Annotated in this window: 18 protein-coding genes and 1 pseudogene; all 19 read right to left on the bottom strand. The window is 72.6% G+C overall.

The window, feature by feature from the left end:
- Window positions 1-2: 2 nt before the first annotated feature.
- Window positions 3-554 carry a dTDP-4-dehydrorhamnose 3,5-epimerase gene (rfbC, locus tag EJG53_RS01000; RefSeq protein ID WP_125043016.1) on the bottom strand — a complete coding sequence of 184 codons (552 nt, stop codon included), beginning with the start codon at window positions 552-554 and terminating at the stop codon, window positions 3-5.
- Window positions 551-1,801, bottom strand: coding sequence for a polysaccharide pyruvyl transferase family protein (locus tag EJG53_RS00995; protein WP_125043014.1), 1,251 nt, complete (start codon window positions 1,799-1,801; stop codon window positions 551-553). Before EJG53_RS00995 ends, rfbC begins: the two co-directional genes overlap by 4 nt.
- Window positions 1,798-2,754: a glycosyltransferase family 2 protein gene (locus tag EJG53_RS00990; protein WP_125043012.1), complete on the bottom strand. Its 957-nt coding sequence runs from the start codon at window positions 2,752-2,754 to the stop codon at window positions 1,798-1,800. Before EJG53_RS00990 ends, EJG53_RS00995 begins: the two co-directional genes overlap by 4 nt.
- Window positions 2,751-4,055 (bottom strand): MATE family efflux transporter, encoded by a 1,305-nt coding sequence (locus EJG53_RS00985; protein WP_125043010.1) that lies wholly within the window; start codon window positions 4,053-4,055, stop codon window positions 2,751-2,753. The genes EJG53_RS00990 and EJG53_RS00985 overlap by 4 nt, the downstream gene beginning before the upstream one ends.
- 5 nt (window positions 4,056-4,060) lie before the next feature.
- Window positions 4,061-5,335: a DUF4910 domain-containing protein gene (locus EJG53_RS00980; protein WP_371858652.1), complete on the bottom strand. Its 1,275-nt coding sequence runs from the start codon at window positions 5,333-5,335 to the stop codon at window positions 4,061-4,063.
- The gene (locus EJG53_RS00975; RefSeq protein ID WP_125043006.1) at window positions 5,332-6,357 is read right to left on the bottom strand and encodes an NAD-dependent epimerase/dehydratase family protein; all 1,026 of its coding nucleotides are present in this window, start codon (window positions 6,355-6,357) and stop codon (window positions 5,332-5,334) included. The genes EJG53_RS00980 and EJG53_RS00975 overlap by 4 nt, the downstream gene beginning before the upstream one ends.
- 3 nt (window positions 6,358-6,360) lie before the next feature.
- Window positions 6,361-7,008 (bottom strand): PIG-L deacetylase family protein, encoded by a 648-nt coding sequence (locus tag EJG53_RS00970; RefSeq protein ID WP_125043003.1) that lies wholly within the window; start codon window positions 7,006-7,008, stop codon window positions 6,361-6,363.
- Entirely contained in the window at window positions 7,005-7,799 is a 795-nt protein-coding gene (locus tag EJG53_RS00965) for a glycosyltransferase family protein (RefSeq protein ID WP_031007624.1), read from the bottom strand. Before EJG53_RS00965 ends, EJG53_RS00970 begins: the two co-directional genes overlap by 4 nt.
- A gap of 13 nt (window positions 7,800-7,812) precedes the next feature.
- Complete coding sequence (locus EJG53_RS00960; RefSeq protein WP_125043001.1) at window positions 7,813-9,048, bottom strand: class I SAM-dependent methyltransferase; 1,236 nt, start codon at window positions 9,046-9,048, stop codon at window positions 7,813-7,815.
- Entirely contained in the window at window positions 9,045-10,316 is a 1,272-nt protein-coding gene (locus EJG53_RS00955) for a glycosyltransferase (protein ID WP_125042999.1), read from the bottom strand. The genes EJG53_RS00960 and EJG53_RS00955 overlap by 4 nt, the downstream gene beginning before the upstream one ends.
- 8 nt (window positions 10,317-10,324) lie before the next feature.
- Entirely contained in the window at window positions 10,325-11,620 is a 1,296-nt protein-coding gene (locus EJG53_RS00950) for an O-antigen ligase domain-containing protein (protein ID WP_125042997.1), read from the bottom strand.
- Between the two features lies 1 nt (window position 11,621).
- On the bottom strand, window positions 11,622-13,148 hold the full coding sequence (locus tag EJG53_RS00945; protein ID WP_125042995.1) for a right-handed parallel beta-helix repeat-containing protein: 1,527 nt from the start codon (window positions 13,146-13,148) through the stop codon (window positions 11,622-11,624).
- A gap of 8 nt (window positions 13,149-13,156) precedes the next feature.
- A complete protein-coding gene (locus tag EJG53_RS00940) occupies window positions 13,157-15,115 on the bottom strand; it encodes a heparinase II/III family protein (protein ID WP_125042993.1) in 1,959 nt (652 codons plus the stop codon).
- The gene (locus tag EJG53_RS00935) at window positions 15,112-17,286 is read right to left on the bottom strand and encodes a bi-domain-containing oxidoreductase (protein ID WP_125042991.1); all 2,175 of its coding nucleotides are present in this window, start codon (window positions 17,284-17,286) and stop codon (window positions 15,112-15,114) included. The genes EJG53_RS00940 and EJG53_RS00935 overlap by 4 nt, the downstream gene beginning before the upstream one ends.
- A gap of 26 nt (window positions 17,287-17,312) precedes the next feature.
- Complete coding sequence (asnB, locus tag EJG53_RS00930; RefSeq protein WP_125042989.1) at window positions 17,313-19,241, bottom strand: asparagine synthase (glutamine-hydrolyzing); 1,929 nt, start codon at window positions 19,239-19,241, stop codon at window positions 17,313-17,315.
- Window positions 19,242-19,244: 3 nt separating this feature from the next.
- On the bottom strand, window positions 19,245-20,816 hold the full coding sequence (locus tag EJG53_RS00925; RefSeq protein ID WP_125042987.1) for a Wzz/FepE/Etk N-terminal domain-containing protein: 1,572 nt from the start codon (window positions 20,814-20,816) through the stop codon (window positions 19,245-19,247).
- Entirely contained in the window at window positions 20,813-22,210 is a 1,398-nt protein-coding gene (locus tag EJG53_RS00920; RefSeq protein ID WP_125042985.1) for a Wzz/FepE/Etk N-terminal domain-containing protein, read from the bottom strand. The genes EJG53_RS00925 and EJG53_RS00920 overlap by 4 nt, the downstream gene beginning before the upstream one ends.
- A pseudogene (locus tag EJG53_RS00915) lies at window positions 22,207-23,492 on the bottom strand (glycosyltransferase family 4 protein). Before EJG53_RS00915 ends, EJG53_RS00920 begins: the two are co-directional and overlap by 4 nt.
- Window positions 23,482-24,801 carry a nucleotide sugar dehydrogenase gene (locus tag EJG53_RS00910; protein ID WP_125042983.1) on the bottom strand — a complete coding sequence of 440 codons (1,320 nt, stop codon included), beginning with the start codon at window positions 24,799-24,801 and terminating at the stop codon, window positions 23,482-23,484. Before EJG53_RS00910 ends, EJG53_RS00915 begins: the two are co-directional and overlap by 11 nt.
- Between the last annotated feature and the right edge of the window lie 74 nt (window positions 24,802-24,875).

Genomic DNA, 24,875 nt, shown 5'->3' with positions numbered 1-24,875 from the left:
CCTCAGCTTTCCTGGTGGAGCAGGGCCTTGGCGAGGCTCGGCGCCTCCCGGTCCCGCTGTGACATCGAGGTGACCGGCAGCGGCCACGGAATAGCCAGCTCCGGGTCGTCGAACGCGATCGTCACGTCCTCGTCCGGATCGTGCGGACGGTCGATCCGGTACGCGGTGTCGGCGGTCTCCGTCAACGCCTGGAAGCCGTGCGCGCACCCCGCCGGGACGTACAGGGTCACCTGCGTCTCGCCGGACAGCTCGAAGGACGCCACGTTGCGGTACGTCGGCGAGTCCTTCCGCAGGTCCACGACGACGTCGAAGATCTTCCCGTACGAGCACCGCACCAGCTTCGCCTCGCCGTCGCCGGAGCGCAGGTGCAGCCCGCGGAGCACGCCCCGGGCCGAGCGGGACAGGCTGTCCTGGACGAAGGCGTGCGGGTCGAGGCCCACCGAGCGGACCACGTCGGAGTCGAAGGTGCGGCAGAAGAAGCCGCGCTCGTCGGCGTACGGCGTCGGCTCGAAGAGGTACGCGCCGTCGATCGCCGGGACTTCGGTCGCTTTCACGGTGTCTCCTGCTGCAAGTGGGCGTGAGCATGGGAACGGGTGCGGGCGGCCGCCGGGAACAGGGCCGCGGTCAGGGCGGTGAACTGGTGTTCCAGGCGCTGGTTGGCGGCCAGGTTCCGCTCGGTGAGGGTCCGCCGTAGCTCCGCCGAACGCCGCTCCAGCTCCCGGAATTGGGCGAGCAGCCGGTCGGCGTCGACCTCGCGGGCCGGATGGCAGTACGTGCCGAGGCCCATCTGCGCCATGAGCGCGTCGCTCTTCGCCGCATAGCTGAGCGCCAGCGTCGGCGTACCGGCCTTCAGCGCGCAGATCAGGTTGTGGTAGCGGGTCGCCACCACGGTGCCGGCGGCCGCCGTCTCTTTCATCAGGTCGGAAAGGGAGGCCGCTTCGGCGGCGGTGACCAGCGGTGAGTCCACCGCTTCGAGGATCGCGGCGACCACCGGCGCGTCGCACGCGTCGCCGGTGAGCAGCCGGACCGGCCGCTTCTCCTCGGCCAGCGTACGGACGAAGCGGGTCGTCCCTTCGAGGTAGCGCCGGTGGATCTCGTCGGCACGGGCGCGGTCGTCGTCGCCGCCGTGGAAGGCCATGACGCCGACACAGACCGTCCCCGGCGGGTCCGGGGGTGTGTCCGCCCGCGGTGTCGGCAGGGCGAAGGCGAGGTCCGGGTAGACCTCGTCGCGCGCGGTGTCCACGCCCATCGCCCGCATCGCGTCGCGGGACAGGGTGTCCCGGTACGAGCGGTACGTGGCCAGCCGGGCCGACCAGCGCACCAGGGCGCGGGTCGCCCGGTTGCCGATCGGAGCGGCGCCGACGCCGACCAGCGCGACCCGGGTGCCGGTCAGCCGGCCGCTCGCGCAGAGCAGGAACAGCGCGTACGGGAAGCCCCACGGCCGCAGCGGCAGCGTGGCCTCCAGGACGCCCATGCCCGGCACGATCACCACGTCGTGGCGGCGCACCCAGGCAGCGGTACGGAAGGCGTCGACGACTTTGCCCAGCCCCTTCGCCGCGACCGCGCCCGCACGTGACGCGGTCCGGTATTCCCCGCGGTACCAGTGCAGCCGCGTCGCGGGGATGCCGTACCGGGCCGTGACGACCTCCGGTCCGCCGCACAGTGCGTCCACCACCGCCTCCGGATGCTCCGCGCGGAGGTAGCCGAGCACGGCTTCCAGCGATCCGTCGTTGCCGAGGTTGCCGGAGCCGAGCAGGCCGAACACCCCTACGCGTACGGGGGTGTTGTCCGTGGATGTCATGTCTGTCGCCCCTCACGTCCGGCGACGAGGTCGTCCACGGAGATGCTGAGCAGTTCCGGGTCGACCGGTGCGCGGTCCTCGACCCGCTCTCCCGCGCCCGGCCGGGCCCGGCTCGTCAACCACGAGACCAGGTGCCCGTAGCACGCCCGCCGGTCCGCCGGGGACAACGGCGCCCGCCGGATCGCCGCCACGAAGCCCCATACGTATTCGGCCAGCAGCCGGGGCGTCGGGTGCAGCGGGCCTGCCCGGCGCGGGTCCAGGTTGACGCACCGGGAGCGCTTGGACGGGTTCGCCCGCTCGGCGCGGGTGGGATGGTCCCGGCGGAAGTACAGCAGCTCCGGTACCTGGTGGAACGGCCCGTGCAGGGTGATCTCGGCGACGAACGTGCGGTCCGCGTGGTGGTAGCTGTCGTGCGGCTTCACCCGGCGCAGCACCTCGGCGCGCATCACCCCGTAGAAGTCGTCACCGCCGGGCTCGAACAGCAGGCTGCGGAACCGCTCCGGCGCGCGCGGTGAGCCGGTGGCGAGCCGGTACTCGTACGGGACCTTGACCTTGCCGTCACCGTCGATGACCGCCTGGTCGGAGTGGGCGAGGATCACGTCGGGCCGCTCGTCCAGGGCCTCGACGCAGCGGCGCAGCAGGTCTCTGGCGTACAGGTCGTCGTGCGAGGCCCACTTGAACAGCTCGCCGTGGCACTGGGTGAACACGTAGTTGTGGTTCGGCGCGGCGCCGACGTTCCGCAGCAGCCGGATGTACCGGATGCGCGAGTCCTTCGCCGCGTACGCGCGGCAGATGTCCTGGGTGCCGTCGGTCGAGGCGTTGTCGGAGATGACCAGTTCAAAATCCTCGTACGTCTGGCCGAGCAGGGCGTCGAGCGACTCGGCGAGGTACTCCTCGCCGTTGTACACGGGCAGGCCGATGCTCAGCCGGGGAACGCTGCGAAACGCGGTCATGGCGTCCTCACTTCGGGGAGGGGGTGGGTGCGGCGCTCGCGCAGGGCGGACCGCAGGTGCAGCCACCACACGGCCGAGCCGCCGAGGGTCGCGGCGGCGACGCCCCAGGCCGAGCCCGCCGTGCCGGCCACGGCCGCTCCGCCGAGCCCGCCGGTGACGTAGCAGGCGGAGGCGAACAGTTGGCTGCGCAGGCTGCGCCGGGCCGCGGCGAGGGCGCGCAGCCCGGCCGCCGCGCCGGTGCCGAGGCCGGCGCCCGCGACGCCGAGCGTGACCGGCACGATCAGCTCCGAGGAGGCGTGCCAGACACCGCCGAGCACGAGTTCGCCGAACTGGTCCGGCATCAGCAGCAGCGCCGCGCCCCAGAGCAGTGCGGCGACGGCCTGTGTGCCGCCCAGCAGGAGGCAGAACCTGCCCAGCCGGTGCGGGGCCCGCCGCAGCACCCGTGCCGCCTCCGCGACGGTGACCAGCGACAGCCCCATCAGCAGGGCGAGGAAAGGGCCGAGCAGGAGCTCGGCGCCCCGCACCACACCCACCGCGCCGACCCCGACGATCGCGCCGAGCCCGTACGCCCGGAGCTGGCTCGCGCCGCTGTTGCTGACGTTCTCGACCAGGTACCGGGAGCCGAGATCGCGGTGCTCGCGAAGCCACTCGCGCACTCCGGTCAGCCGGGGCCGGATGCGGGACTGGAGGCAGCCGTACACCGCGGGCACGGCGGCGGACGCGCCCCAGGCGAGCACGAAGGCGGGGACACTGTCCACGCGGGCCGCCACCACCATGGCCGGAACGAGCGCGACGGCCCACACGAGGTCGTTGACGAACGCCTTCCGCCCGGTGCCCGCGGCGAAGAACGCGAACCGCCAGGCATCCTGCAACAGCAGCGCCGGAAGGACGACACCGAGGCAGGCGAACGCGGGCCCCACGCGGCCACCGAGACCCACCCCGACCGTCAGGCACGCCGCGCCGAGCGCCGCGCCGACGCCGAGCGCGGTACCCGAGGAGCGGGCCACCGCCGCGCGCCAGGACGCGGTCGGCACGCCGCTGAAGCGCACCATGAGCGGGTCGGTGGCCAGCCCGCGGGAGACGTTGAGCACCACGCCGTAGGTGACCCAGGCCAGGCTGAACACGCCGAAAGCGGTCACCCCCAGCGAGCGGGCCACGTAGATCCCCACCGCGAAGTTGTTCATGCTGCAGACCGCCTGGTCGGCCAGTCCCCAGGACAGCCGCCCCGCGACGGCCCGCTTCGCCGACGGCCGGGGGCCCTCGGCCCGGTCCGTCGTCGTCCTCTTCCCCTCGGCGGTCATCGGCCTCACGCCTTGATCAGTCCGGCGTCGCGCAGGGCATCGGCCGCGGTGGCGACGGTGTCGAAGGGCAGCCCGGACCGCTCGGCGACGTCCAGCAGACCGGTCCCGCCGTCGGACATGCTGAGCACCCAGAGCATGGCCAACTGGGCCTGTCGGGTGTCGCTGCGGCCGCCGAGCGCGTCGTACAGCCCACGCCTGCCCAACTGCGGTTCGCCGTAGGGGCTGAGGTTGACGTAGCGGCGGTTGCGGTCCAGTACGGAGAACGCCTCGCGGCAGACGGCGAGCGTGTCCGCCATCGCGTCCGGGGAGACGAAGCCCGGGTTGTCCGCCGAGGTGTGGTATTCGGGGTACCCGGCGTACGGGGTCCGGCTGAGCGAGCCCACTCCCAGATCGAAACCGGGGGAGCAGTACTGCCGCTCGTCGTAGCCGTACGGAGTGAACTCGGTGACGCGGTGCGGGCGTTCGGAGGCGGACAGGACGTGCCGCAGCACCCGGTCGATCTCGGCGTCGCCGCGCCTGCTCTGTTTGTACGTCAGGTGGCCCCGGTCACCGGCGCAGGCCAGTACCAGCCCGTGCTTGACCCGGTCGATCCGCTCGGCGTTGCGGGCCAGCCAGGTGATCGCCCCGATGGTGCCGGGCGCGTAGATGAACCGGTAGGTGTGGTGCGGCGTCTCCCGCGCCAGCGCGCGGGCCAGGAACGTCGCCACCGCGATGCCGGCCAGGTTGTCGTTGGCCAGCGACGGGTGGCAGACATGGCAGGAGACGATCACCTCGTCGGGCACCTGCCCGGGGACCACGTGCTCGGCGTAGGTGAGGTGGCCGTCCGCGAGAGTGGAGTCGATACGTACCTCGTAGTCGCCGTCCGGCAGCGCGTCCAAGGTCTCCTGGGCCAGGCAGAACCCCCACTCCGGCTTGTAGTAGCTGGTGCGGTACGGCACCCAGGCCGGGTGCTCCGGCAGGGTGTGCAGGTGTTCCCGCAGCTCGGTGAGCGGCATGGTCGCCGACACCGGCACGCTGTAGCCCAGCACGTGCAGGCTGGACGCCGCGAAGTCGACGACCCGGCGGCCGGTACTGTCGGCGATGTACGCGTCCCGGATGTTCCACTCCTGCGGCACCGTCCAGTCGAGCACCTGCGTCCCGGTCGGCACTTCGTGCACCTGCAGCGGAACGTACTCGCCGACGATCTCCAGGGTGGCCCGCACCCCGTCGCCGGTGATGCTCCGGCAGAGCGGGTGCAGCCGCTCCACCAGAGCGTGCATCTCCTCGCCGACCGCGGTCATCGACGCCACCGCAGGGTGTCGTCGACGGCGCCGGCGTCGGACGCCGCGCGCAGCACGGCCAGCCGGGTGAAGCGCTGCTCGAAGTCCTCCCGGGTCAGCCCGTGTTTCCGGTAGGCGTCGGCGAGTTCGAGCGCGCCCTGCTTCACCGTCCACTCGCAGTCGAAGCCGGGCACCGCGGCGCGGAATCGGGAGAAGTCCACCCGGTACGACCGAGGATCGGCGCCGGTCTCCCCGGTGATCACCACCTTCGAGCCGGACACCGCCTCGGCGACCTGCCCGGCGATCTCGGCGACCGTGACGTTGTTGGTCTCGCTGCCGATGTTGAACGCCCGGTCGTGCACCGCCTCCCGGGGCGCGGTCAGCGCGGCCGTGAAGGCCCGTGCGATGTCGGCGGCGTGTACCAGCGGGCGCCAGGGGGTGCCGTCGGAGAGCACCAGCACCTCGCCGGACAGCAGCGCGTGGCCCACCAGGTTGTTCAGCACGATGTCGGCGCGCAGCCGGGGTGAGTGGCCGAAGGCGGTGGCGTTGCGCATGAACACCGGGCTGAAGTCGCCGTCGGACAGTGCGTGCAGGTCGTCCTCCACCCGCACCTTGGACTCCGCGTACGGGGTCACCGGGCGCAGCGGGGCGTCCTCGGTCACCAGGTCGCTGCTGCCGGCGGCACCGTAGACCGAGCAGGTGGAGGCGTACAGGAAGCGGCGTACCCCGGCGTCGCGGGCCAGCCGGGCCAGCCGTACGGACGCATGGTGGTTGATGTAGTAGGTGAGTTCCGGCGCCAGCGATCCCAGGGGGTCGTTGGACAGCGCGGCCAGGTGGATCACGGCGTCCACCCCGGCCACGTGCTCGGCCGTCACGTCGCGCAGATCCACCCGGTGTCCCGGAGGGTCCACGGGCGACGGGCCCAGTACACAGTCGGCGAACAGGCCGGCGTCGAGACCGACGACCTCGTGTCCGGCGGCCGCGAGGACCGGGGCCATCACGGTGCCCAGGTAGCCCTGGTGTCCGGTCAGCAGCACGCGCAAATTTCAGTCCCCCAGATTGAGAGTGAGCTTGGTGACGGTGAACGCCTCGGCGTAGCGCGCGTGGCATTCGATGCCGCGGATGCGCGCCAGCCCGAGGAATGCCTCCCGGTCGTACCAGGGCCGGTGACGCTGCGAGGGGTAGTGCTCCTGCAACAGCCGCACCTTTTCTTCGGCGGCCTCCGGCGACAGGGGCTGGTACGCCGACGGGCGGCCCAGATCGCCGTCCCACTTGACGATCTCGTAGCCGAGGACGAGGTGGTCGCGGAACGCGGTGGTCATCAGCTTCGCCAGGCCGCGGTGGTCCTGGTGGGCGTCCTCGGTACGCGGCGCCAGCACCAGGTCCGGCTCGGTCTGCCCGCGCAGCTCCTCGACCGCGGCCTTGGCCTCGTCCCAGTGCGCGGGCAGCCGGCCGTCCGGCAGCTTGAGCACGGTCAGCCGCAGGTCGGCGCCCGGGCAGAAGGCGGCGAGCGCGGCCTGCTCCTCCTGCTCCCGCTCACTGCCGCCGCCGGAGAGCACCAACGCGTCGACGCGCAGGCCCGGGTGCGCCAGGCACATCGTCAGCAGGGTGCCGCCGGCGCCGATGGCGATGTCGTCGCAGTGCGCGCCCACCGCGGCGATCCGCTCCAGGCGCCCGGCCCCGAGCCGGATCACGCCCGGACTCCGGCGCTGTCCCGCTCCCACACGGCCCACGGGCGGTCCCCCCGGGCATAGGCGGCGTCCAGCGCGGCCCGCTCCTTCACGGTGTCGGTCGGCTTCCAGAAGCCGCGGTGCTGGTGCGCCACCAGCCGCCCCCGCTTGGCCAGTTGGGTGCAGCCGTCGGCCACCAGGTCCCCGTTCTCCGGGATGTGGTCGAAGACCTCCTGGCGGAGCACGAAGTAGCCGCCGTTCTCCCACAGCGGCAGTTCGCTCACCTCGGTGATGCCGCCCACCAGGCCGTCCTCGCCCAGGTCCACGCAGTGGAACGAGGACTGCGGCGGCACCACCATCATCGACGCGCCGGCGTCACGCCGGGCGAACCGGTCGATCATCTCGGGCAGCGGAGCGTCGGTGAGCACGTCGGCGTAGTTGGCGAGGAACATCTCGTCGCCGTCCAAGTGGTGCCGCACCCGGCGCAGCCGTTCCCCGATCGGCGACTCGATGCCGGTCTGCACGAACGTGATGTTCCAGTCCGCGATGTCGGTGGACAGCAGCTCGACCCGCCCGTTGCGCAGCACGAAGTCGTTGGACGTCGTCTCTTCGTAGGTGAGGAAGAAATTCTTGATGTGGTCGGCCCCGTAGCCGAGGCACAGGATGAAGTCCGTGTGCCCGAAGTACGCGTAGTAGCGCATCACATGCCAGATGAGCGGCCTTGGGCCGACCATCGCCATCGGCTTGGGCACGTCGTCGGACGCGCCGGCGCGCATCCGCAGTCCGTAACCGCCGCAGAACAGTACGACCTTCATGCTGCGACCTCTTTCACGACGTGGCCTCGACGATGCTCAGTTCCGGGATGGGGAAGACCAGGCGGCCGCCCCAGGCGTGCACGAAGGACAACTGCTCGGCCAGTTCGGCCCGCAGGTTCCAGGGCAGCACGAGGACGTAGTCCGGCCGGTCGGCGGCGATCTGCTCGGGCGGCAGGATCGGGATACGGGTGCCGGGGGTGAACCGGCCGTGCTTGTAGGGGTTGCGGTCGACGGTGTACGGGAGCAGGTCGGGCCGGATGCCGCAGTGGTTGAGCAGGGTGTTGCCCTTGCCCGGGGCGCCGTAGCCGACGACCGTCTCGCCGCGCTCGGCCGCCTCGACGAGGAACCGCAGCAGGTCCCGGCGCACCTTGGCCACCCGGGCGGAGAACTCGGTGTACCCGGACAGCTCCTGGAGTCCGGCGGCCTTCTCCCGTGCCAGTACGTCGGCCACCCGGCGGGACGGCTCGCCGGCCACTCCGTCCGGCCGGGCCCACAGCCGGACGGAACCGCCGTGCGTGGGCAGCAGCTCGACGTCCACGAGGGAGAGGCCGCCGCTCGCCAGCGCCCGGATCGCGGATGCGACCGTGTAGTACTGGAAGTGCTCGTGGTAGATCGTGTCGTACTGGTTCTGCTCGATCAGCGTCAGCAGGTGCTGTACCTCGATGGAGACCCAGCCGTCGTCGGCGACCAGGGCGCGCAGCCCCCGGGTGAACCCGATCACGTCGGGAATGTGCGCGTACACGTTGTTGGCCACGACCAGGTCCGCCGGGCCGTGCTCGGCGCGGACCGCCGAGCCGGTGGCCGGGTCCAGGAACTCCGTGACGGTGGGCACGCCCGCCTCCCGCGCCGCGGCGCCGACGTTCACCGACGGCTCGATGCCGAGGCAGCGGATCCCACGGTCCACCACGTGCTTCAGCAGGTACCCGTCGTTGCTGGCGACCTCGACCACGAAGGCGTCCGGGCCGAGGCCCGCCCGCTGGACGGCGTCGGCGACGAACGCGCGCGCGTGCTCCACCCAGGACGTCGAGTAGGAGGAGAAGTACGCGTACTGCGTGAACGTCTCCTCCGGGGTGATCAGCGGCGGGATCTGCGCGAGCCAGCAGTCGGTGCAGACCCGCAGGTGCAGCGGGTACGTCGGCTCCGGCTCGGCCAGTTGGTCCGCCGCGAGAAAGCTTTCGCACGGCGGGGTCGCTCCGAGATCGACGACGCTGGCCAGCGCCGCCGAGCCGCAGAGTCGGCATCGTGTCATTTACTGCCCCCATTTCCGCTCGCACGGTGCCCCCGCCGCGAGCCGGTGCTCTCGTTCTCCGGCGGCGGACCGTCCCCGCCGCCCGGCCGCCCCGCGATCGCGGTGCGGTACCCCTCCACCAGGCGCTCCAGGCCGACGGCCGGGCTGAAGCCCCGCTCGTAACGGCGCCTGGCTGCCTGGCCCAGCTCCCGGTTGCGGGCCCGGTCCGCCGTGATCCGGCGCAGGCGGTCCGCGAGCGAGGCGGACTCGCCGGGCCGGTGCAGCAGCCCGGTCACCCCGTCCTCGACCAGTTCGACGAAGGCGCCGTGACCGGCGGCGACGGCCGGGACCCCGGCCGCCATCGCCTCCACGACCACCAGGCCGAACGCCTCCAGCCACGTCGAGGGAGCCACCACGGCGACCGACCGCGCGACGGCCTCCCGGCACTGCGCCGGGTCGTACAGGCCGACGTACCGTACGTCGTCCCGGCCCGCCGCCCAGGCCCGCACCTCCTGCTCCAGCGGCCCCGCCCCGGCGATCACGAGCGGCACGCCCACCCCGCCGTCCGCGGCGATCCGGTCCCACGCGGCCATCAGCAGCCGTACGCCCTTGGCCTCCGCGAGCCGGCCGAGATACAGCACCTGCTCGCCGCCGCCCGACCGGCGGATGCCCGGCTCCGGCACGAAGTTGTGCTTCACCGCCAGCCGCTCGGCCGGCATCCCGGCCCGCACCAGGACGTCGCGCTGCGCCGCGGAGATGCAGAAGAACCGGTCCACGCCGGTCCACCACCGCCGCCGGTTGACGGACAGGCTGACCGCGAGCGGCACCGTCGCCAGCCGGGAACCTCGGTAGCAGCCGTGCCGTACGGCGGGCAGCGGCGCCGACCCGACGCACTCGGCGCACGGCCGGCCGTCCCGTTGCAGGGTGCCGGGCGGGCAGACCTGGGTGTAGTTGTGCAGCGTGGCGACGACGGGCACACCGGCGTCGGCGCAGGCGGCCAGCACCGCGGGGGACAGGAGCGGGAAGACGTTGTGGACGTGCACCACGTCCGGCCGTTCGGCGCGGAGCCGGGCGGCCAGCTCCGTGCGCACCGCCGGGTTCCACGGCACCAGCAGCGGCACCGCGGCCTTGCCCCGCAGGGACCGGCCGGCGATGTCGTCGCTGCGCCGCTCGAACACGCCGACCCGGTGGCCGGCTGCGCGCAGCAGCTCCACCTCCTGGTCGACCACGTTGTTCTCCCCGCTCGGCTGCGCCGAGGAGTAGCGGTTGTGCACCACGAGAACGTGCATGTGCGAGGTCACCTCCGGTCCCGGGCCCACCGCGGGACATGTCGTCTGGGGGGTTCGGGCGCCGGGAGCGGCGTAGCCGTGGCGGGCACCGTCAGCAGTGCGGCGGCCACGGTCAGGTGCAGCAGGTACGGCGAGGCGTCGCCCAGTCCGGCCTCGGTGTACGACGCGATGGCGCAGTAGCTGATCAGGAAGATCGCGCAGGCCCTCGGCAGCGACGGCGGCCGCAGCAACGCCACGCCGCCCAGCACCAGGAGCATCGCCGCCACCAGGGCGATACCGGTCAGCCCCTGCTCGTGGTAGACGGCCAGCCAACTGTTGTCGATCGGCAGCCCGCCGAACGACTTGTCGCCCAGGCCCACGCCGAACAGCGTCTCCACGGTCGTCCGGGGCGCCGCCAGCAGGGCGTCCCAGACCGTGGCCCGGCCGGTGAGGCTGGTGAGGTTCTCCTGGCTCTGGCCGCGCAGGAACCACGCCCGCAGCGCACCGGCGAACACCGTCGCAGCCACCGCGGCGCACAGCACCGCCCAGGTGAAGAACCGGCGGGCGGCGGCGCTGGTCAGGACGAGCGAGCCGATCGCCAGCGTCAGCCCGACGAGCAGGCCGAGCGTGGCGGTCCGGGTATGGGTCAGCGCGAGCAGGACCGCCGAGGGCACGATGACGACCGCCGCGCTCGCCCGGTCGGTACGGCGGCCCAGGACGAGCAGCACGGCCAGCCCGATGATCACGGCGGCGTACTGCCCGATCTGTGGCGGGGTGAGCGGCCACAACGCGCCGACCAGCCGCCCGCCGTAGAGCTCCGGCAGGGCCGCACCCGGCGAGACGACCAGGCCGGCGGCGACCGACCCGAGCACCGCGAAGTACATGCGGATGTGGTGCCGTACGAACGTCAGACCGTCCCACCAGCGGCTCAGCAGCCACAGCGTGCCGACGAACAGCGCCAGCCGGGCGCAGCGGAACAGCGCGCCGAGCCCGGACTCCAGTTGCAGGCTGGAGAGCACGCTCGGTACGAGGAGCAGGGTGAGCAGGAACAGGAAGGTGCTGGCCCGGACGCGCAGCCGCAGGTTGAGCGCGAGCGCCAGCGTGAACGCGGCGACCAGCGCGCCCATGGTGACGAGCTGGATGAGGGAGCGGGGCAGCGGGATGATGGTCTTCGCCCCGGCGGAGCCGAGCGTGTTGAGGATCAGCAGCCCCCAGACGACTCCCACGGTCCTCGGTGTGCCGGCCGCGCGCGCTTCGGTGCCTGGCCGGGTGCGCTCCGTGTCCGCCCCGCCCGGCAGCCCGCTGTGCCGCAGGTCTCCGTCCATCTCAGTCACCGGCCCCTGGGGCGTGGGTGCTGCCCGCGTCCTGCTCGTAGGGCGCGCCCTGCCACTGTCCGAAGTCGAGCACCCGGCTCGGGTCGTGGGCGACGAAGGTCCAGGGGCCGACGTAGGTGTTGTCGTGCCAGCGGTTGTGCTGCTTGAGGGTGATCGCCTCGGCCACCCGCTCGCCCTGGTACGGCGACCAGTCCGGGTAGGTGCCGTAGTTGGCGAGCAGCGCCATCCGGTCGCACTTCTCCGTACAGCCGACGACGGACTTGTCCAGCACGAAGCGGTTGGCGTGGATGTCCACCCGCTGGGTCTTCCACCGGCAGTCGGCGTAGAGCGGTGCGGTGGCGATCGCCGGCCGCGCGCAGCGGCCGGGCGGCCGCACCAGCAACGTGCAGTCACCGGAGGAGGTGTTGGCCGGGCTGTTGCAGAACCGGTCGGCGTTCTCCCACAGGGTGATGCCGGACCAGTTGTTCTCCAGTACGTTCCGGTAGATCTCGATCTTGTCGGTGCGGGCTTTGACGCGCGGTTCGCCGCCGGACTCGGACAGGTAGACGGTCGCGAACGGGAAGTTGTCGCCGCGCTCGGCGTACCGGCGGCCCTCGACCCAGTTGTTCCGCCGGATCGTGTTCCTCCGGATGACCGCGTTGTAGCTGGTCTCGTAGATCAGCGCGGCACCGTCGTTGGCCTCCAGCACGTTGTCCTCGATGCGGAAGTCGTTGTTGTTGGTGTCCGCCCACAGCCCGGTTCCACGGTTGTCGTGCACCCAGTTGCCGCGTACGTCGGCGCCGTTAACGGACCAGAACTTCGCGCCACCGGTGCAGCCGCAGCCCTCCTTCCGCCGCTCCCAGTCACCGGTGTTGTTGCCAACGATCTCGTTGCCCTCGACCACCAGGCCGCTGAGCGGGCCGTCGTCCTTGTACGCGTTCAGGCCGTACTGCCCGTTGTCCCGGAGGCAGTTGGCGCGGACCCGCTGGCGGGCACCGGCCATCAGCCCGGCGCCGGAGTTGCGCTGGACCGTGGTGTGCTCGATCACCCATCCGTCGGCCGAGTCGTGGTTGACCACGCCCTCGTCGTGCGGCGCGACGAAATTCTGCACGGTCAGGTGGCGGACGGTGATGTCGCGGGCCGTACCGCTGAACGCGTACTGGTTCTTCTTCCGGCCGTCGAGCACCGCCCCCGGCGCGCCGAGGTAGCGGTCGCCCTGCTTGGGGACGACCTGGGCGTAGCGGTCCGGATCGAGCCGGTGGGTGCCCGGCCGGAGCCAGAACGTGGTGCCCGGCGGGCTGCTCTTGGTCTTGGCGGCCAGGTCACCGACCACCGAGGGATCGACCGTCACCGCGCCCGCCGGTGCCTGCGCCGGCCCGGGAGCGGGCCTGGCACACACCTTGGCCACGGCCGACCGGGCCCCGGACGTGGAGGGCGCGGCGGACGGCTGCGACCCGGCGCCCGGCGTGCCGACACAGCCGGACGCCAGCAGTGCCAGTGCCGCCACCGGCAACGCCCGATTCCGCCACGTGATCCCCACCCGTCCCCCTAGCCGTGGAACCTGAGTACGGTGGTGAACTCCGCGGCGCCGTCGGCACGGCCGGAGCCGACCAGCGTCGTGGCGGGCTCCTTGCGGCCGAAACCGGGGGAGTACCAGCCCAGCGGCTTGTCGGTCTCGCCGCGGTGCGCCCGCCAGCTCAGCCGCCCGGGCAGATCGAGCACCGCGGACCGGTCCTCGCCGTCCCGGGTCCAGGTGAGTGCCGCCCGGTTCCCCGTCAGCTCCGCGGTGATCTCCGGGCCGAGATGGAACGCCAGCCGCACGGCCCCGCGATCGCCGCGCACCTCGTCCACCACGCTCAGCTCCCGGCTCGCGGCGGTCAGCTCCACTTGGCGGCGGTGCACGCAGGGCTGGTAACCGTCGTGCTCGGCGCACCAGCGGGTCACCTTCTCGTGGGAGGTGTCCGCGACCAGGACGCGGCTGCGGGCGTGCCGGGTCCACAGGAACGGGCCGCCGGAGACGGACTGGTCACGGCCGTCCCATTGCAGGGTGTTGTGGGCGAGGGTGGACCGGAAGTACTGCCGCCACTCGGGCTGCCCGTGGTAGCAGAACGTCCCCGGGTCGGCCAGCACGTCGACCCCGTCGTGCCGCACCTCCACGGACAGCGCGTCCGCGTGGGCGTGCGCGGCGATCGACAGGAAACCGTGCGGACCGCCGTCGCAACGGCACCAGATTTCCTCCGGACCGCGCAGGATCGTCAGGCCCGCGTCGGCGAAATGACCTGGCCGGCTCGCCGGGCGGGTCACGGCCGGCGCGGTGCCCGGTTTCCCGTACGGCCGGACGAGCGCGGCCAGCAGCGGGGTGCGCACATCGGTACCGGTCACGGTCGGCCACCAGGCGAGCCGGCCGAACACGGCGTCCCCGGTGGCCAGCAGTGAGGCCCAGCGGTCGGTGCCCGCGCCGTCCAGGACCAGTCCGTGCCCGTCGTCCGCGTCCCCCTGGCGCGGCGGCCGCAGCCGGTTGTCCACGATGGCCGCGAGCGCGTCGGTCATCCGGAGCAGCACCAGCCGTACGGTCGGCGGGACCGGCACACCGGCGGCATCCGCCTCGGCCACCGCGGCCAGGCCGAGCTCCAGCACCAGTCCGTGATACTCGGTGGCCAGCTCACGATTGAGACCGGAGGCGAAGGTGTTGCCGCGCAGGTGCCGCTCCAACGACCGCAGCGCGCCCGCGCGCCACCGTGCCGAGGCGGGGAACCACCCGAACGCGCAGGCCGCCGCGAACTGCCCGGCTGCCTCGGCGACGACGTGATTGTTCGCCGAGGAACCCCGGCTGGGGAAGGCGGCCAGCCAGCGCTGGTGGTGCCAGATCTGCTTCAGCGCCACCGGGTTGTCCTCGAACAGCCCGGCCGCGCCGGGCCAGCCGTGGAGCAGCCGGCGGACCCACACCCAGGAGATCAGCCGGATGCCCAGCTCGATGCCGCTGATCCAGTGCACGCCCCGCAGCGGCGGGTTGGCCGCCCACCACGACCGCAGGTGCGCGGCCACCCGCTCGGCGTACCGCTCGTCCCCGGTGACCGCGTAGGCGGCGGCGAGCACGGTGAGGTACTGGTGCCGGGACGGCTCCCAGATCTGCTTGATGTCCCCGACCGTCTCCTCGTCCCGGTACGGCACGTCGAAGGCGTAGCCCCACGGGGCCCGCCGCCCGGTCTTCGGGTCGTACCACCAGTCCGGGTCGGTCAGGTCGTCGCGGACCACTCCGAAGTACTCGACGTGCCCGGCCATCAGCCGGTCCGCCTCGGCGAGGAGACGTTTGACGGCGTCCGCAGGGAGTGCGGCGAGCGTCCCGGCGGGCAGGATCGCCGTGAACCGGGCGCCGGTCACGCTCGGGTCGCCGGGCCGTACCGACCGCCACCGCCGTCTGCGCACCGCGTCGCCCACCCGGCCGCCGACCTCCCGCGGTCCCATCCGGGAGAGGCGGCGCAGGTACCAGCCCGCGTTCATGGTCATGGCGTCCTCGCCAAGGTCACCGGCGTACCGGCGGCCAGGCCGGCCTGTACGGCGAGGGTGGCCGCCGTGGTGGCGACCAGCGACTCCAGCGGCACCGGCATCGGCCCACCGGTCCGTACGGCCTTGACGAACGCCGCCAGTTCGGCGTTCTGCCCCTTGTCGCGGGCCTTGGGCAGCCGGGAGCTGACCCACCGCTTGCGTCCGTACACGGAGGCGCGGACGAAGTCGTCGAGCCGCAGCGCCTTGCCGTCCGCGACCAGGTCCAGCGTCTCCTTGGGGAGACTGGCCGGGCCGGAGGTGACGTAGCTGATGGTGGCGGTGGACCCGTCCGGGTAGCGCAGTACGGCCTGCAGATCCTGGTTGCCGGACGTGGCGACCGCGTACACCGAGACCGGGTCGGCCCCGAGCAGCCAGCTCGCCGTGTCGATGAAGTGCCCGCCCTCCCCGGCGAACCGCGAGCCCTCGGTGCCCTGCCGGAGGTACCAACTGCCGTGTTCCAGCCGGCCCGCGTTGACCAGGTAGCGGAGGCTCGCCGGACCGCTGCGGGCGCCGAATCGCTGCCGGGCCTCCCGCAGCAGCGGCGCGAACCGGCGGTTGAAGCCCACCTGAATCCGGTCGTTGCCCGATTCCTCCACCGCGGCGAGCACACCGGCCAGGTCGTCCTCGGTGAGGGCGAGGGGCTTCTCCACGAACACCGCCTTGCCCGCGAGGAGTGCCTTCCGGGTCAGTTCGGCGTGCGAGCTGTGCCGGGTGACCACGAACACCGCGTCGATCGTCTTGTCGCCGAGTACGGCGTCGAGATCGGTGGTCGCCTCGGCGAAGCCGAACTTCCGCTTGGCGTTGGCCGCGGACAGTGCCGTCGTGGTGACCACGGACGACAGGGCGATACCGTCGCGCTGGGCCAGGTGCGGCAGCAGCATCGACGTCGCGTAGTTGCCCGCGCCGACGAACGCCAGTCGCACCGGGGACTGGGCGGGCCGGCCCGGAGCGGACGCCCGCACGGGCACCGCGGGCACGGCCACCGCCGGAGCCTCCGCTTCCCCCGCGTGTCCGGGGTACCGGAACAGCACCGCCACGGCCTTCAGATCGCCGTCCTTCAGGCGCTGATACGTCTCGACGGCGTCGTCGAAGTCCGCCGTGTGGGAGACCAGGGGCTCCACGTCGACGCGGCCTCGGGCGACCAGGTCGAGGAAGCACGCCAGGTTGCGGCGCTCGGTCCAGCGCACATAGCCGATCGGGTAGTCCCGCCCCTGGAGTTCGTACTCCGGGTCGTAGCGCCCGGGGCCGTACGACCGGGAGAACCGGACGTCCAGCTCCTTCTCGTAGTACGCGTTCCACGGCAGGTTCAGGCTGCACTTGCCGATGTCGACGACCCGGCCGCGGTCCCGGCTCAATTTGGCCGCCAGCTCGACGGGCTGGTTGCTGCCGCCGCCGGCGGCCAGGTACACCTGATCCGCGCCGTGCCCGCCGGTGAGTTCGGCGACGGCGGTCTCCACGGCGGCGGACGCGGGATCGCCGCAGGCCGCGGCGCCCAGGCGCTCGGCCAGCGCGCAGCGCACCGGGTCCGGATCGGCTCCGACGACGCGGACCCCCGAGGCGGCCAGCAACTGGACCACCAGTTGCCCGATCAGCCCGAGGCCGATGACCAGCGCCACGTCGCCGAGCTGCGACTCGCCTTGGCGGACGCCCTGCAACGCGATCGACCCGACGGTGCCGAAGGCCGCGTGGCGCGGCGCGAGGCCGTCCGGCACCGGGGCGTAGAGGTTCTTCGGCACCCAGTTCAGCTCGGCGTGCAACGCGTGCTCGTTGCCGGCGCAGGCCACCAGGTCGCCGACCGCCACATCCTCGATCCCGGCGCCGACCTGCTCGACCACCCCGCACAGCGAGTAGCCCAGCGGCGTGTACGAGTCCAGCTTGCCCATCACCTTGCGGTAGGTGGCGGGCACCCCGTTGGCGGCCACGCTCTGGACGACCTTGGCCACCTGGTCGGGACGGGAGCGGGCCTTGCCCACCATCGACATGCCGGCCTCGGACACCTTCATGAGTTCGGTCCCGGTGGAGATCAGCGAGTAGGCGCTGCGGACCAGCACACCGCCCGGCTTGCACCCCGGAACCGGCACGTCGAGCACCGCCAGCTCGCCGCTCTTGTAGTTCTGCACGACCTGTTTCACCCGAGCTCCTCTTGTGTCCACACCGTTCAAGCCGCCCGGCTCCGGCCGGAGCCGGAGGTCGCGCCGCGATACCAGTACTCCAGGGTCAGCACATGCCACAGATGCTTGGAGAAGTCCCGCTGCCCGGCGGCGTCCTCGGCGACCATCCGCTGCAGCGCGTCGCGGCGCAGGAGCCCGGAACCGACGAGCACCCCGTCGTGCACCACCTCGCGCACCAGTGGTGCCAGGTCCCGGCTCATCCAGGCCCGCAGCGGGGCACTGAACAGGCCCTTGGGCCGGTACACGATCTCCCGGGGCAGCACCGAGGCGGCCGCCTCCTTGAGGACGGCCTTGCCCTGCCGCCCGACGATCTTGCGGTCGCCGGGCACCGCGAACGCCGCCTCGACCACTTCGACGTCCACGTACGGCACCCGCACCTCGGTCGACGCGGCCATGCTCGACCGGTCCGTGTAGGCGAGGTTCAGGCCCGGCAGGAACATCCGGGCGTCGCCTAGGCACATGCGGTTGACGAAGTCGTCGAGGTCGTTGTCCTGGTAGATGTCCGCGTGCTCGGTCAGGACGTCCTCGACGCTCCCGGCCAGGTCCGGGTCGACCAGGGCGAGCAGTTCGTCCTGGTCGTACATGGTGTAGCTGCGCCGGAACGCGGTCTCCTCCGGCAGCTCGGCGAAGGACAGGAACCGCTTCGCGAAGCGCACCGAGCGGTACCCGCGGCGGGCCGTGGCGACCGGCAGCCGGTCCACGGTCGCGGACAGACCGCTGCGCAGCGGCCGCGGGATGCGCTGGTAGCGCAGCGCGAGCAGGTTGGCCAGGTGCTTGCGGTACCCGGCGAACAGCTCGTCGGCGCCCATGCCCGAGAGCAGCACCTTGACGCCGGCCTCCCGGGCGGCCGAGCAGATCAGGAACGTGTTGATCGCGGCCGGGTCGCCGATCGGCTCGTCCAGGTGGTAGGTCATCTCCGGCAGCAGGTCGAGCACGTTCGGCGCGATCTCGATCTCCCGCAGGTCGACGCCGAACCGCTCGGCCACCTGCCGGGCGTAGCGCAGATCGTCCGGCATCGCCTCGAACCTGGCGTCCTCGGCGCGGAACCCGATCGTGTAAGCGGCGATCCCGGGCCGGTCGCGGGCCGCCAGCGCGGTCAGGTAGCTGGAGTCGAGGCCGCCGGAGAGGAAGGTCGCCACCGGTACGTCGGAGAGCAGGTGCCGGCGGGTCGACTCCTCGACGACGGCGGCCAGGTCCGGCTGCTCGCCGCTGCGGGCCCGCTCCCGGGCCTCGGCGGCGACGTCCTTGAGGTTCCAGTACCGGCCGGTCTCGACCAGGCCGTCGGGCCGGCACCGCAGCCAGCTCCCCGGCGGCAGCTTCTCCGCCTCGCGGAACGCACAGCGCGAGTCCGGCACCCAGTAGTACAGCAGGGAGGCCACCAGCGCCGCGTGGTCCACCTGCAGCGTCCCGCCGGTCACGGCGGCGAGCGCCTTCAGCTCGGAGGCGAACAGCAGGCCCCCGCCGCGCCGGAGCAGGAACAGCGGCTTGATGCCCAACTGGTCGCGGGCGAGCACCAGCTCACCGGTCCGCTCGTCGAAGACCGCGAACGCGAACATGCCGCGCAGCCGCGGCAGGCAGTCGGTGCCCCAGCGCCGCCACGCCTCCAGCAGCACCTCGGTGTCGGACGTGCCGCGGAAGCGCACCCCGGCGGCCGACAGCTCGGCGCGCAGCGCGGGCGCGTTGTACAGCTCGCCGTTGTACGAGAGGGCGAGGCCGTCCGAGACCATCGGCTGGGCGCCGGTCCCGGACAGGTCGATGATGGCCAGCCGGCGGTGTCCCAGGTGGACTTCGCCGTCACCGGCGGGGTGGCTGTAGCGGCCCGCCCCGTCCGGGCCGCGGTGGGCGAGGATGTCGGTGAGCCGGTCGGTCACGGCCTTCCCGTCCGGCCACCGGTACGTACCTGCGATGCCACACATGTGCTACCGAGCCTCCTGGTCGCTGCCCGGGGCGCGGGCGGCCGACATCGGCGGCCGCTCCGTCCACAACGGGCCTGTCGCGTGCTGCCGGGCCAGCCGTTCCGTCCGCGGCAGGCCCGTCCCGTGCTGCTGGGCCGGCCGCTCATAAGGGCCGCGCAGCGCCGTGTGCGGTCCGTCCCACAGCGTGCCGTCGGTCCGGTCCCGCGGATCGGGGTCGATCAGCACCACACCGATCACCGGAATGCGCTGCTCCGCGAGCTGCCGCGCCACGGTGTGCAGCCAGGCGGCCCTGCCGTGCCCGGCCCGTACGACGAGCACGGTCCGGCCGCCGAGGTACCGGAGGTCGGTCCACGCCGTGCCGGGCGCGACCGAGCCGACGCCGAGCCGGCGCACCTCTCTCGGCACGGTCGCGGCGCGCTCGCCCCTGACCACGGTCGTGTTGACCGGCTCCTGGCCGCTGTCGGCGAGCTCCGGACCGGGCAGGCCGTCGACGACGACCACCGGGCCCTCCGCCCCCAGGGCTCCGGCGACGTTCAGGGCGATCACGCTCGTCGTACGCGCACAGCCCAGTTCCAGCAGCGACACCGGCTCCGCGGAGTGGCGCACGGCGCGGACCAACGCCGTGGTGAGCCGTTCGTGCGCCTCCCGGGTCCGGCGGCGCTGCCACAGCCCGGCGGGCCGCCGGAGCGCGCGGGGCAGCTCCGCGACGACCGAGGCACCCAGATTCGCCGCGATCTCCCGGCGCAGTACGGGGCGGTCCGCCACCACCGTGCCGACCGCGGCCAGCGCGAGCCCGATCGCGAGCCCGAGGACGAGCCCGATGGCGGCGTTGGTGGCAGCGGCCTTGGGCAGGGAGTGCCGCACCGCACGCGGGGCGTCCACGACCTGCGTACCGGCGACGAGCTGGGGCGTGCCCATGCGCGCCTCCTCCGCGCGCTGGTCGAAGTCCGCTATTCGTGAGGTGAGTTCGGCCCGGCGGGCGAAGAGCGACTCGATGCTCGCCGACGCCTTCGGGTCGCTGCCCGGCGACCGGTTGCCGATCGCCTTGTTGACCTGGGCCAGCTCGTCCCGCATACGGTCCCGCTGATCGCGCAGGGCCTTGGCCTCGGCCTGCGCGGCTTCCCGCATCCGCCGCACATGGTCCGCGATGAACGCGTCGGCCAGCGCCTTGGCACGGGCCACCGCCTCCGTGTCGTCGGCGCCGGTCACATCGATCTGCAACAGGTTGTTGGTCAGGCCGGTGCCCCGGTAGTCGTGCAGGAAATCCTCCGGCTTCTCCGTGGACTTGAGGGACCGCAGGGCCTGCGCGGCGATCCGCGTGGTCCCCAGCAGCGCGACATCGGTACGGATCAGCGTGCCGGTGTCGTTCGGCTGGTCCGCCTGATGGGTGACCAGCACCGTGGTCACCGCGGACGGCGGGGGCGGCATCAGGACCGCCGCCGCCGCGCCGATCAGCAGCCCCAGCAGCGCCATGGCGCTCCAGAGGCGGCGGCGCCTGCGGACCGCCACCACCAGCGCCTGCAGGTCCAGCAGGGGAGTGGTCGCCGACGACTCCGCAGCCGTGCTCGTCGTCACCCGGAACCTCCCGTCGCGGGGCCGCGGACCGCGAGCGACAGGGCGGCGTGCTCCGGAGGACGGCCGGCGGTCCGCGCCGGACGGGACGTGACCGTACCCGCGACGACGGTGCCCACGACCTCGTGCCGGGCGTCCGTGCACGCCGCGGCGACGCCGGCCAGCTCTTCCGCGGTCCAGCAGCCCGCGCTGACCACGATCAGGGCGCCGGACTCGGTGTCGCGGTCCGGCACCATCGGCCGGGACACCGATACCTCCACCACCCGCAGCACGGGGTTTCCCCTGCCCGCAGAGGCCGGGGAGGGATCGTTCGCGGCCTCGGCGACGAGCTGCCCGGCGGCCCGGCGGGCGATCTCGTCACCGTCCGGTACGACGAGCAGCACCTGTCGCGGGGCCGGCAGCCGGTCCCGGAGGCGAGCGCACACCCGCCGGTAGTGGACGCGTCGGCCGGCCTCGTCGGCGAACCGTTGCGAGGCCGGTACGTCCCACCGGGTGTCGACGCCCAGCAGCCGGCGGATCCGGGCCCGCCGGCCCTCGCCTTCCGGCCGGTGCGTACGCCCTTCATCCGGTACGTCGACCGACCCCAGCAGCGTGGAGCCCAGTGCCGCGGCGATCTCCGGCTCGGTGCGCAGCCGGCGGTTCATCCGCGCGGCGGCGAGATGGCCGACGACCGCGACCAGGAAGAACAGCAGGCCCCCGGCGACGATGAGCTGCGTCCTCGTCGGCGGCACCGCACCGGTCGGCCGGGCCGCCGGCCCCATGACGACCATGCCGGCCTTGCCGGTCGCCGGGTCCGCCTCGTCCAGCTTCTTCATGGCCTCCTGCAGCGCGGTGCGCAGCTTCTCCAGCGAGGTGCGGACCTGCACGCTCTCCACGGTCCGCCCGGGATCGGCGGCATTGGCCAGGTCGGTGATGCGGCGGTTGGTCTCGGCGACCTTCTTCCGCAGGTCCTCGGGCCGCGCGGCCGCTCCGGGGTCGGCGGTGCCGCCGGCGATCCGGGCGGCGAAGGCGACGAACTGCTGCGCCACCCGGTCGGACAACTGCTGCGCGCGCTCCGGTGTGTCGGCCGTGCCCGAGATCTCGATGATGTTCCCGTCGGCGGCCTTGGCACTCACCCGGTCCCGCAGCTCGGTGCCGCTGACGCCGTCCCAGCCGAGCTTGGCGGCCGCGCGGTCGACCACCGCCGAACTGGCGGCGATCTCCACCTGCGTCAGCAGCTCGCGCTGCTCCCACTGTCCCGGCAGCAGTACCGATGCCGACGCCGTGTAACGCGGCGGGTACAGCACCGAGGCGCCGTAGCCGACGAGCGCGCCCACCACGGCGAGGACGGCGAGGAACCGCCGGCGCCGGCGGAGCATCCGCCCGATCGTGACCAGGCGTATCGTGTCGTCGCTCAACGGCGCCGCCTCCTCCCCACCCGGCGCCGGACCGGGCCGCCTTGGGCACCGCAGGCAGCGGCGTAGGCGGCGAGCAGCGATCTCTGGGAGTTCCGCCAGGACAGCTCTCCGCCGACCCGCTCCTGGCCGATCTTGCCCATCCGGGCGCGCTTCTCCGGATCGTCCAGCAGTTGCGCGATCAGCCCGGCGAAGGCGGCCTCGTCGTTGGCGGGCGCGTACACAGCGGCCTCACCGGCGGAGACGCGTGCTTCCCGGAGGTCGAAGGAGACGATCGGCCGCCCCATCGCCATGTACTCCAGGACCTTGTTCATGGTCGACACGTCGTTGAGCGGATTGCGCGGGTCGGGGGAGAGGCACACGTCCGCGGTGGACAGGTAGCGCACCAGGTCGGCGTCCGGAATGCGTCCGGTGAACTCCACCTGCCCGGCGAGCCCGAGCTGCCGGGACAGCTCCACCATCGCGTCGAACGCGTCGCCGGCGCCGACGAACACCGCGTGCCAGTCGGTCCGCCCGTGCTCGTCGCGCAGCTTCGCCAGCGCCCGCAAGGCGTAGTCGACGCCGTCCTGCGGACCCATGACGCCCAGATAGCACAGCAGATGGGGCTTGCCGCGCTTCAGCTCCGGCTCGGACGGGACCGGTTGGAACCGGTCGGTCTGCGGCGCGCTGCGCACCACGAAGACATCCTCCGGCCACTGGCCGCCGCGGCGTATCGCGACCTCCCGGTAGCTCTCGTTCGTGGCCAGGACGACATCGGCGGCCCGGTAGGTCAGCCGTTCCAGCGCGCACACCGCGCGGTAGAGCAGGTCCTCGCCGCGGTCGAACCGGGAGAGATACAGCTCGGGTACCAGGTCGTGCTGGTCGAAGACGAACCGCGCGCCGCGCCGCTTCAGCCACAGGGCGGGCAGGAACAGCAGGTCGGGCGGGTTGCAGGCGTGCACCACGTGGACCGGGCCGACCTTGCGGGCCAGCCGCGCCGTGTGCCACAACGCCGATCCGTACTCCCGGAGATAGCCGGCCGGCCCTCCGGTGGCCGCGCGCAACGGGTAGCGGTGGATCCGCACCCCGTCGATCACCGCCTCCGGCTCCGTGTCGCGCTTCTCCCCCGGGGACAGATGACGTGCACCGTCCAGCCCGCGTCGCGCAGCGTGGTGCACTCCTGCCACACCCGCCGGTCGAACGGCACCGACAGGTTCTCCACCAGGATCAGCGCGCGCCGACCCGGCCGGCCGCCGTCGGCGGTGCCGCCGGACGACGTGCCGTTGAACGTTGTGTCACCAGGCAAGGCCTATGTACCCCGGTTCGGCCCGGCGCGCCTCGGCGTCGGGAAGGCGGACGAGATCGATGAGCACCGGGCCGTCGCCGCCGTGGGGCAGCGCCGACAGCACGGCCGGGTCCTTGGTACCGACCAGGCACACCTCGGCGTGTTCCAGTACCTCGCCGACGGAGTCCGCGAGCAACTGCGCCAGATGCGGCAGCCGGGTCTCGATGTACTCACGGTTCGCACCGAGCAGCCGGGACAGGCTCACGTTGGCGTCGTAGATCTTCAGGTCGTACCCCTTGCCGAACAGCCGCTCCGCCAGCTCGACCAGCGGGCTCTCGCGGAGGTCGTCGGTGCCGGGCTTGAAGGACAGGCCGAACAGGCCCGCCCGGCGCTTGCCGGTGCGCTCGACCAGCTCCACCGCCCGTTGCAGATGCGCGGAGTTGGACGGCAGCACATGGGAGAGGATGGGCACCGAGACGTCGGCCCGCTGCGCCGCGTGGACCAGGCTGCGCAGGTCCTTGGGCAGGCAGGAGCCGCCGAAGGCGAAGCCGGGCCGCAGGTAGGCGGGGCTGATGTTCAGCTTGCGGTCGGCCAGGAAGACGTCCATCACCTGGTGCGAGTCCACCCCGAGTGCCTGGCAGACCGCGCCCAGCTCGTTCGCGAAGCCGATCTTGAGGCCGTGGAACGCGTTGTCCGCGTACTTGATCGCCTCGGCCGTCGGGACCGGCACCCGGAACACCTCGCCGGGCAGGCCCTCGTACAGCGCCGCCACCACGTCACCGCTGGCCGGGTCGAACTCCCCGATCACGGTCTTGGGCGGGTCGAAGAAGTCCCGCACGCTGGTGCCCTCGCGCAGGAACTCCGGGTTGACCGCGACCCCGAAGTCCACCCCGGCCGTGCCGCCGACGTGCTTCTCCAGGATCGGCACCAGCAGGTTCAGGCAGGTGCCCGGCAGCATGGTGCTGCGGAACACGACCGTGTGCCGCCCGCCGCGCTCCGCCAGTACGGCGCCGATCTGCTCGGCGACCCGCTCCAGATACGTGGTGCACAGACTGCCGTTGGGCTCCGACGGCGTGCCCACGCAGACCAGCGACACCTCGCTGCCCAGGACCGCTTCGCGCACGTCACCGGTGGCGCGTAACGCCCCGGTCCCCACCACCTCGGCGATCAGCTCGCCGATCCGCTCCTCGACCACCGGTGCCTTGCCGTCGTTGACCAGGTCGACCTTCACCTGGTTGACGTCCACCCCGATGACCTCGTGGCCGAGGCCGGCCAGGCACGCGGCCGACACACAGCCCACGTAGCCGAGCCCGAAAACACTGATCTTCATGATGCGTCCTTCCCCCGGGCAGGCCCTCCCGGCCTGCGGTCCGCGCGCCGGCCGGACCGTTGCGTAGCAGCCCC

Source organism: Streptomyces chrestomyceticus JCM 4735, from assembly GCF_003865135.1.
Taxonomy (GTDB): Bacteria; Actinomycetota; Actinomycetes; order Streptomycetales; family Streptomycetaceae; genus Streptomyces; species Streptomyces chrestomyceticus.
Note: the sequence above shows the minus strand (reverse complement) of the source record. Positions and strands in the feature narration are given on the sequence as shown.

Excerpts from the sequence above, each read along its gene's own strand:
- EJG53_RS00995 (WP_125043014.1), bottom strand. The coding sequence starts at position 1,801 with ATGACATCCACGGACAACACCCCCGTACGCGTAGGGGTGTTCGGCCTG.
- EJG53_RS00990 (WP_125043012.1), bottom strand. The coding sequence starts at position 2,754 with ATGACCGCGTTTCGCAGCGTTCCCCGGCTGAGCATCGGCCTGCCCGTG.
- EJG53_RS00985 (WP_125043010.1), bottom strand. The coding sequence starts at position 4,055 with ATGACCGCCGAGGGGAAGAGGACGACGACGGACCGGGCCGAGGGCCCC.
- EJG53_RS00980 (WP_371858652.1), bottom strand. The coding sequence starts at position 5,335 with ATGACCGCGGTCGGCGAGGAGATGCACGCTCTGGTGGAGCGGCTGCAC.
- EJG53_RS00965 (WP_031007624.1), bottom strand. The coding sequence starts at position 7,799 with ATGAAGGTCGTACTGTTCTGCGGCGGTTACGGACTGCGGATGCGCGCC.
- EJG53_RS00960 (WP_125043001.1), bottom strand. The coding sequence starts at position 9,048 with ATGACACGATGCCGACTCTGCGGCTCGGCGGCGCTGGCCAGCGTCGTC.
- EJG53_RS00955 (WP_125042999.1), bottom strand. The coding sequence starts at position 10,316 with ATGCACGTTCTCGTGGTGCACAACCGCTACTCCTCGGCGCAGCCGAGC.
- EJG53_RS00950 (WP_125042997.1), bottom strand. The coding sequence starts at position 11,620 with ATGGACGGAGACCTGCGGCACAGCGGGCTGCCGGGCGGGGCGGACACG.
- EJG53_RS00940 (WP_125042993.1), bottom strand. The coding sequence starts at position 15,115 with ATGACCATGAACGCGGGCTGGTACCTGCGCCGCCTCTCCCGGATGGGA.
- asnB (WP_125042989.1), bottom strand. The coding sequence starts at position 19,241 with ATGTGTGGCATCGCAGGTACGTACCGGTGGCCGGACGGGAAGGCCGTG.
- EJG53_RS00910 (WP_125042983.1), bottom strand. The coding sequence starts at position 24,801 with ATGAAGATCAGTGTTTTCGGGCTCGGCTACGTGGGCTGTGTGTCGGCC.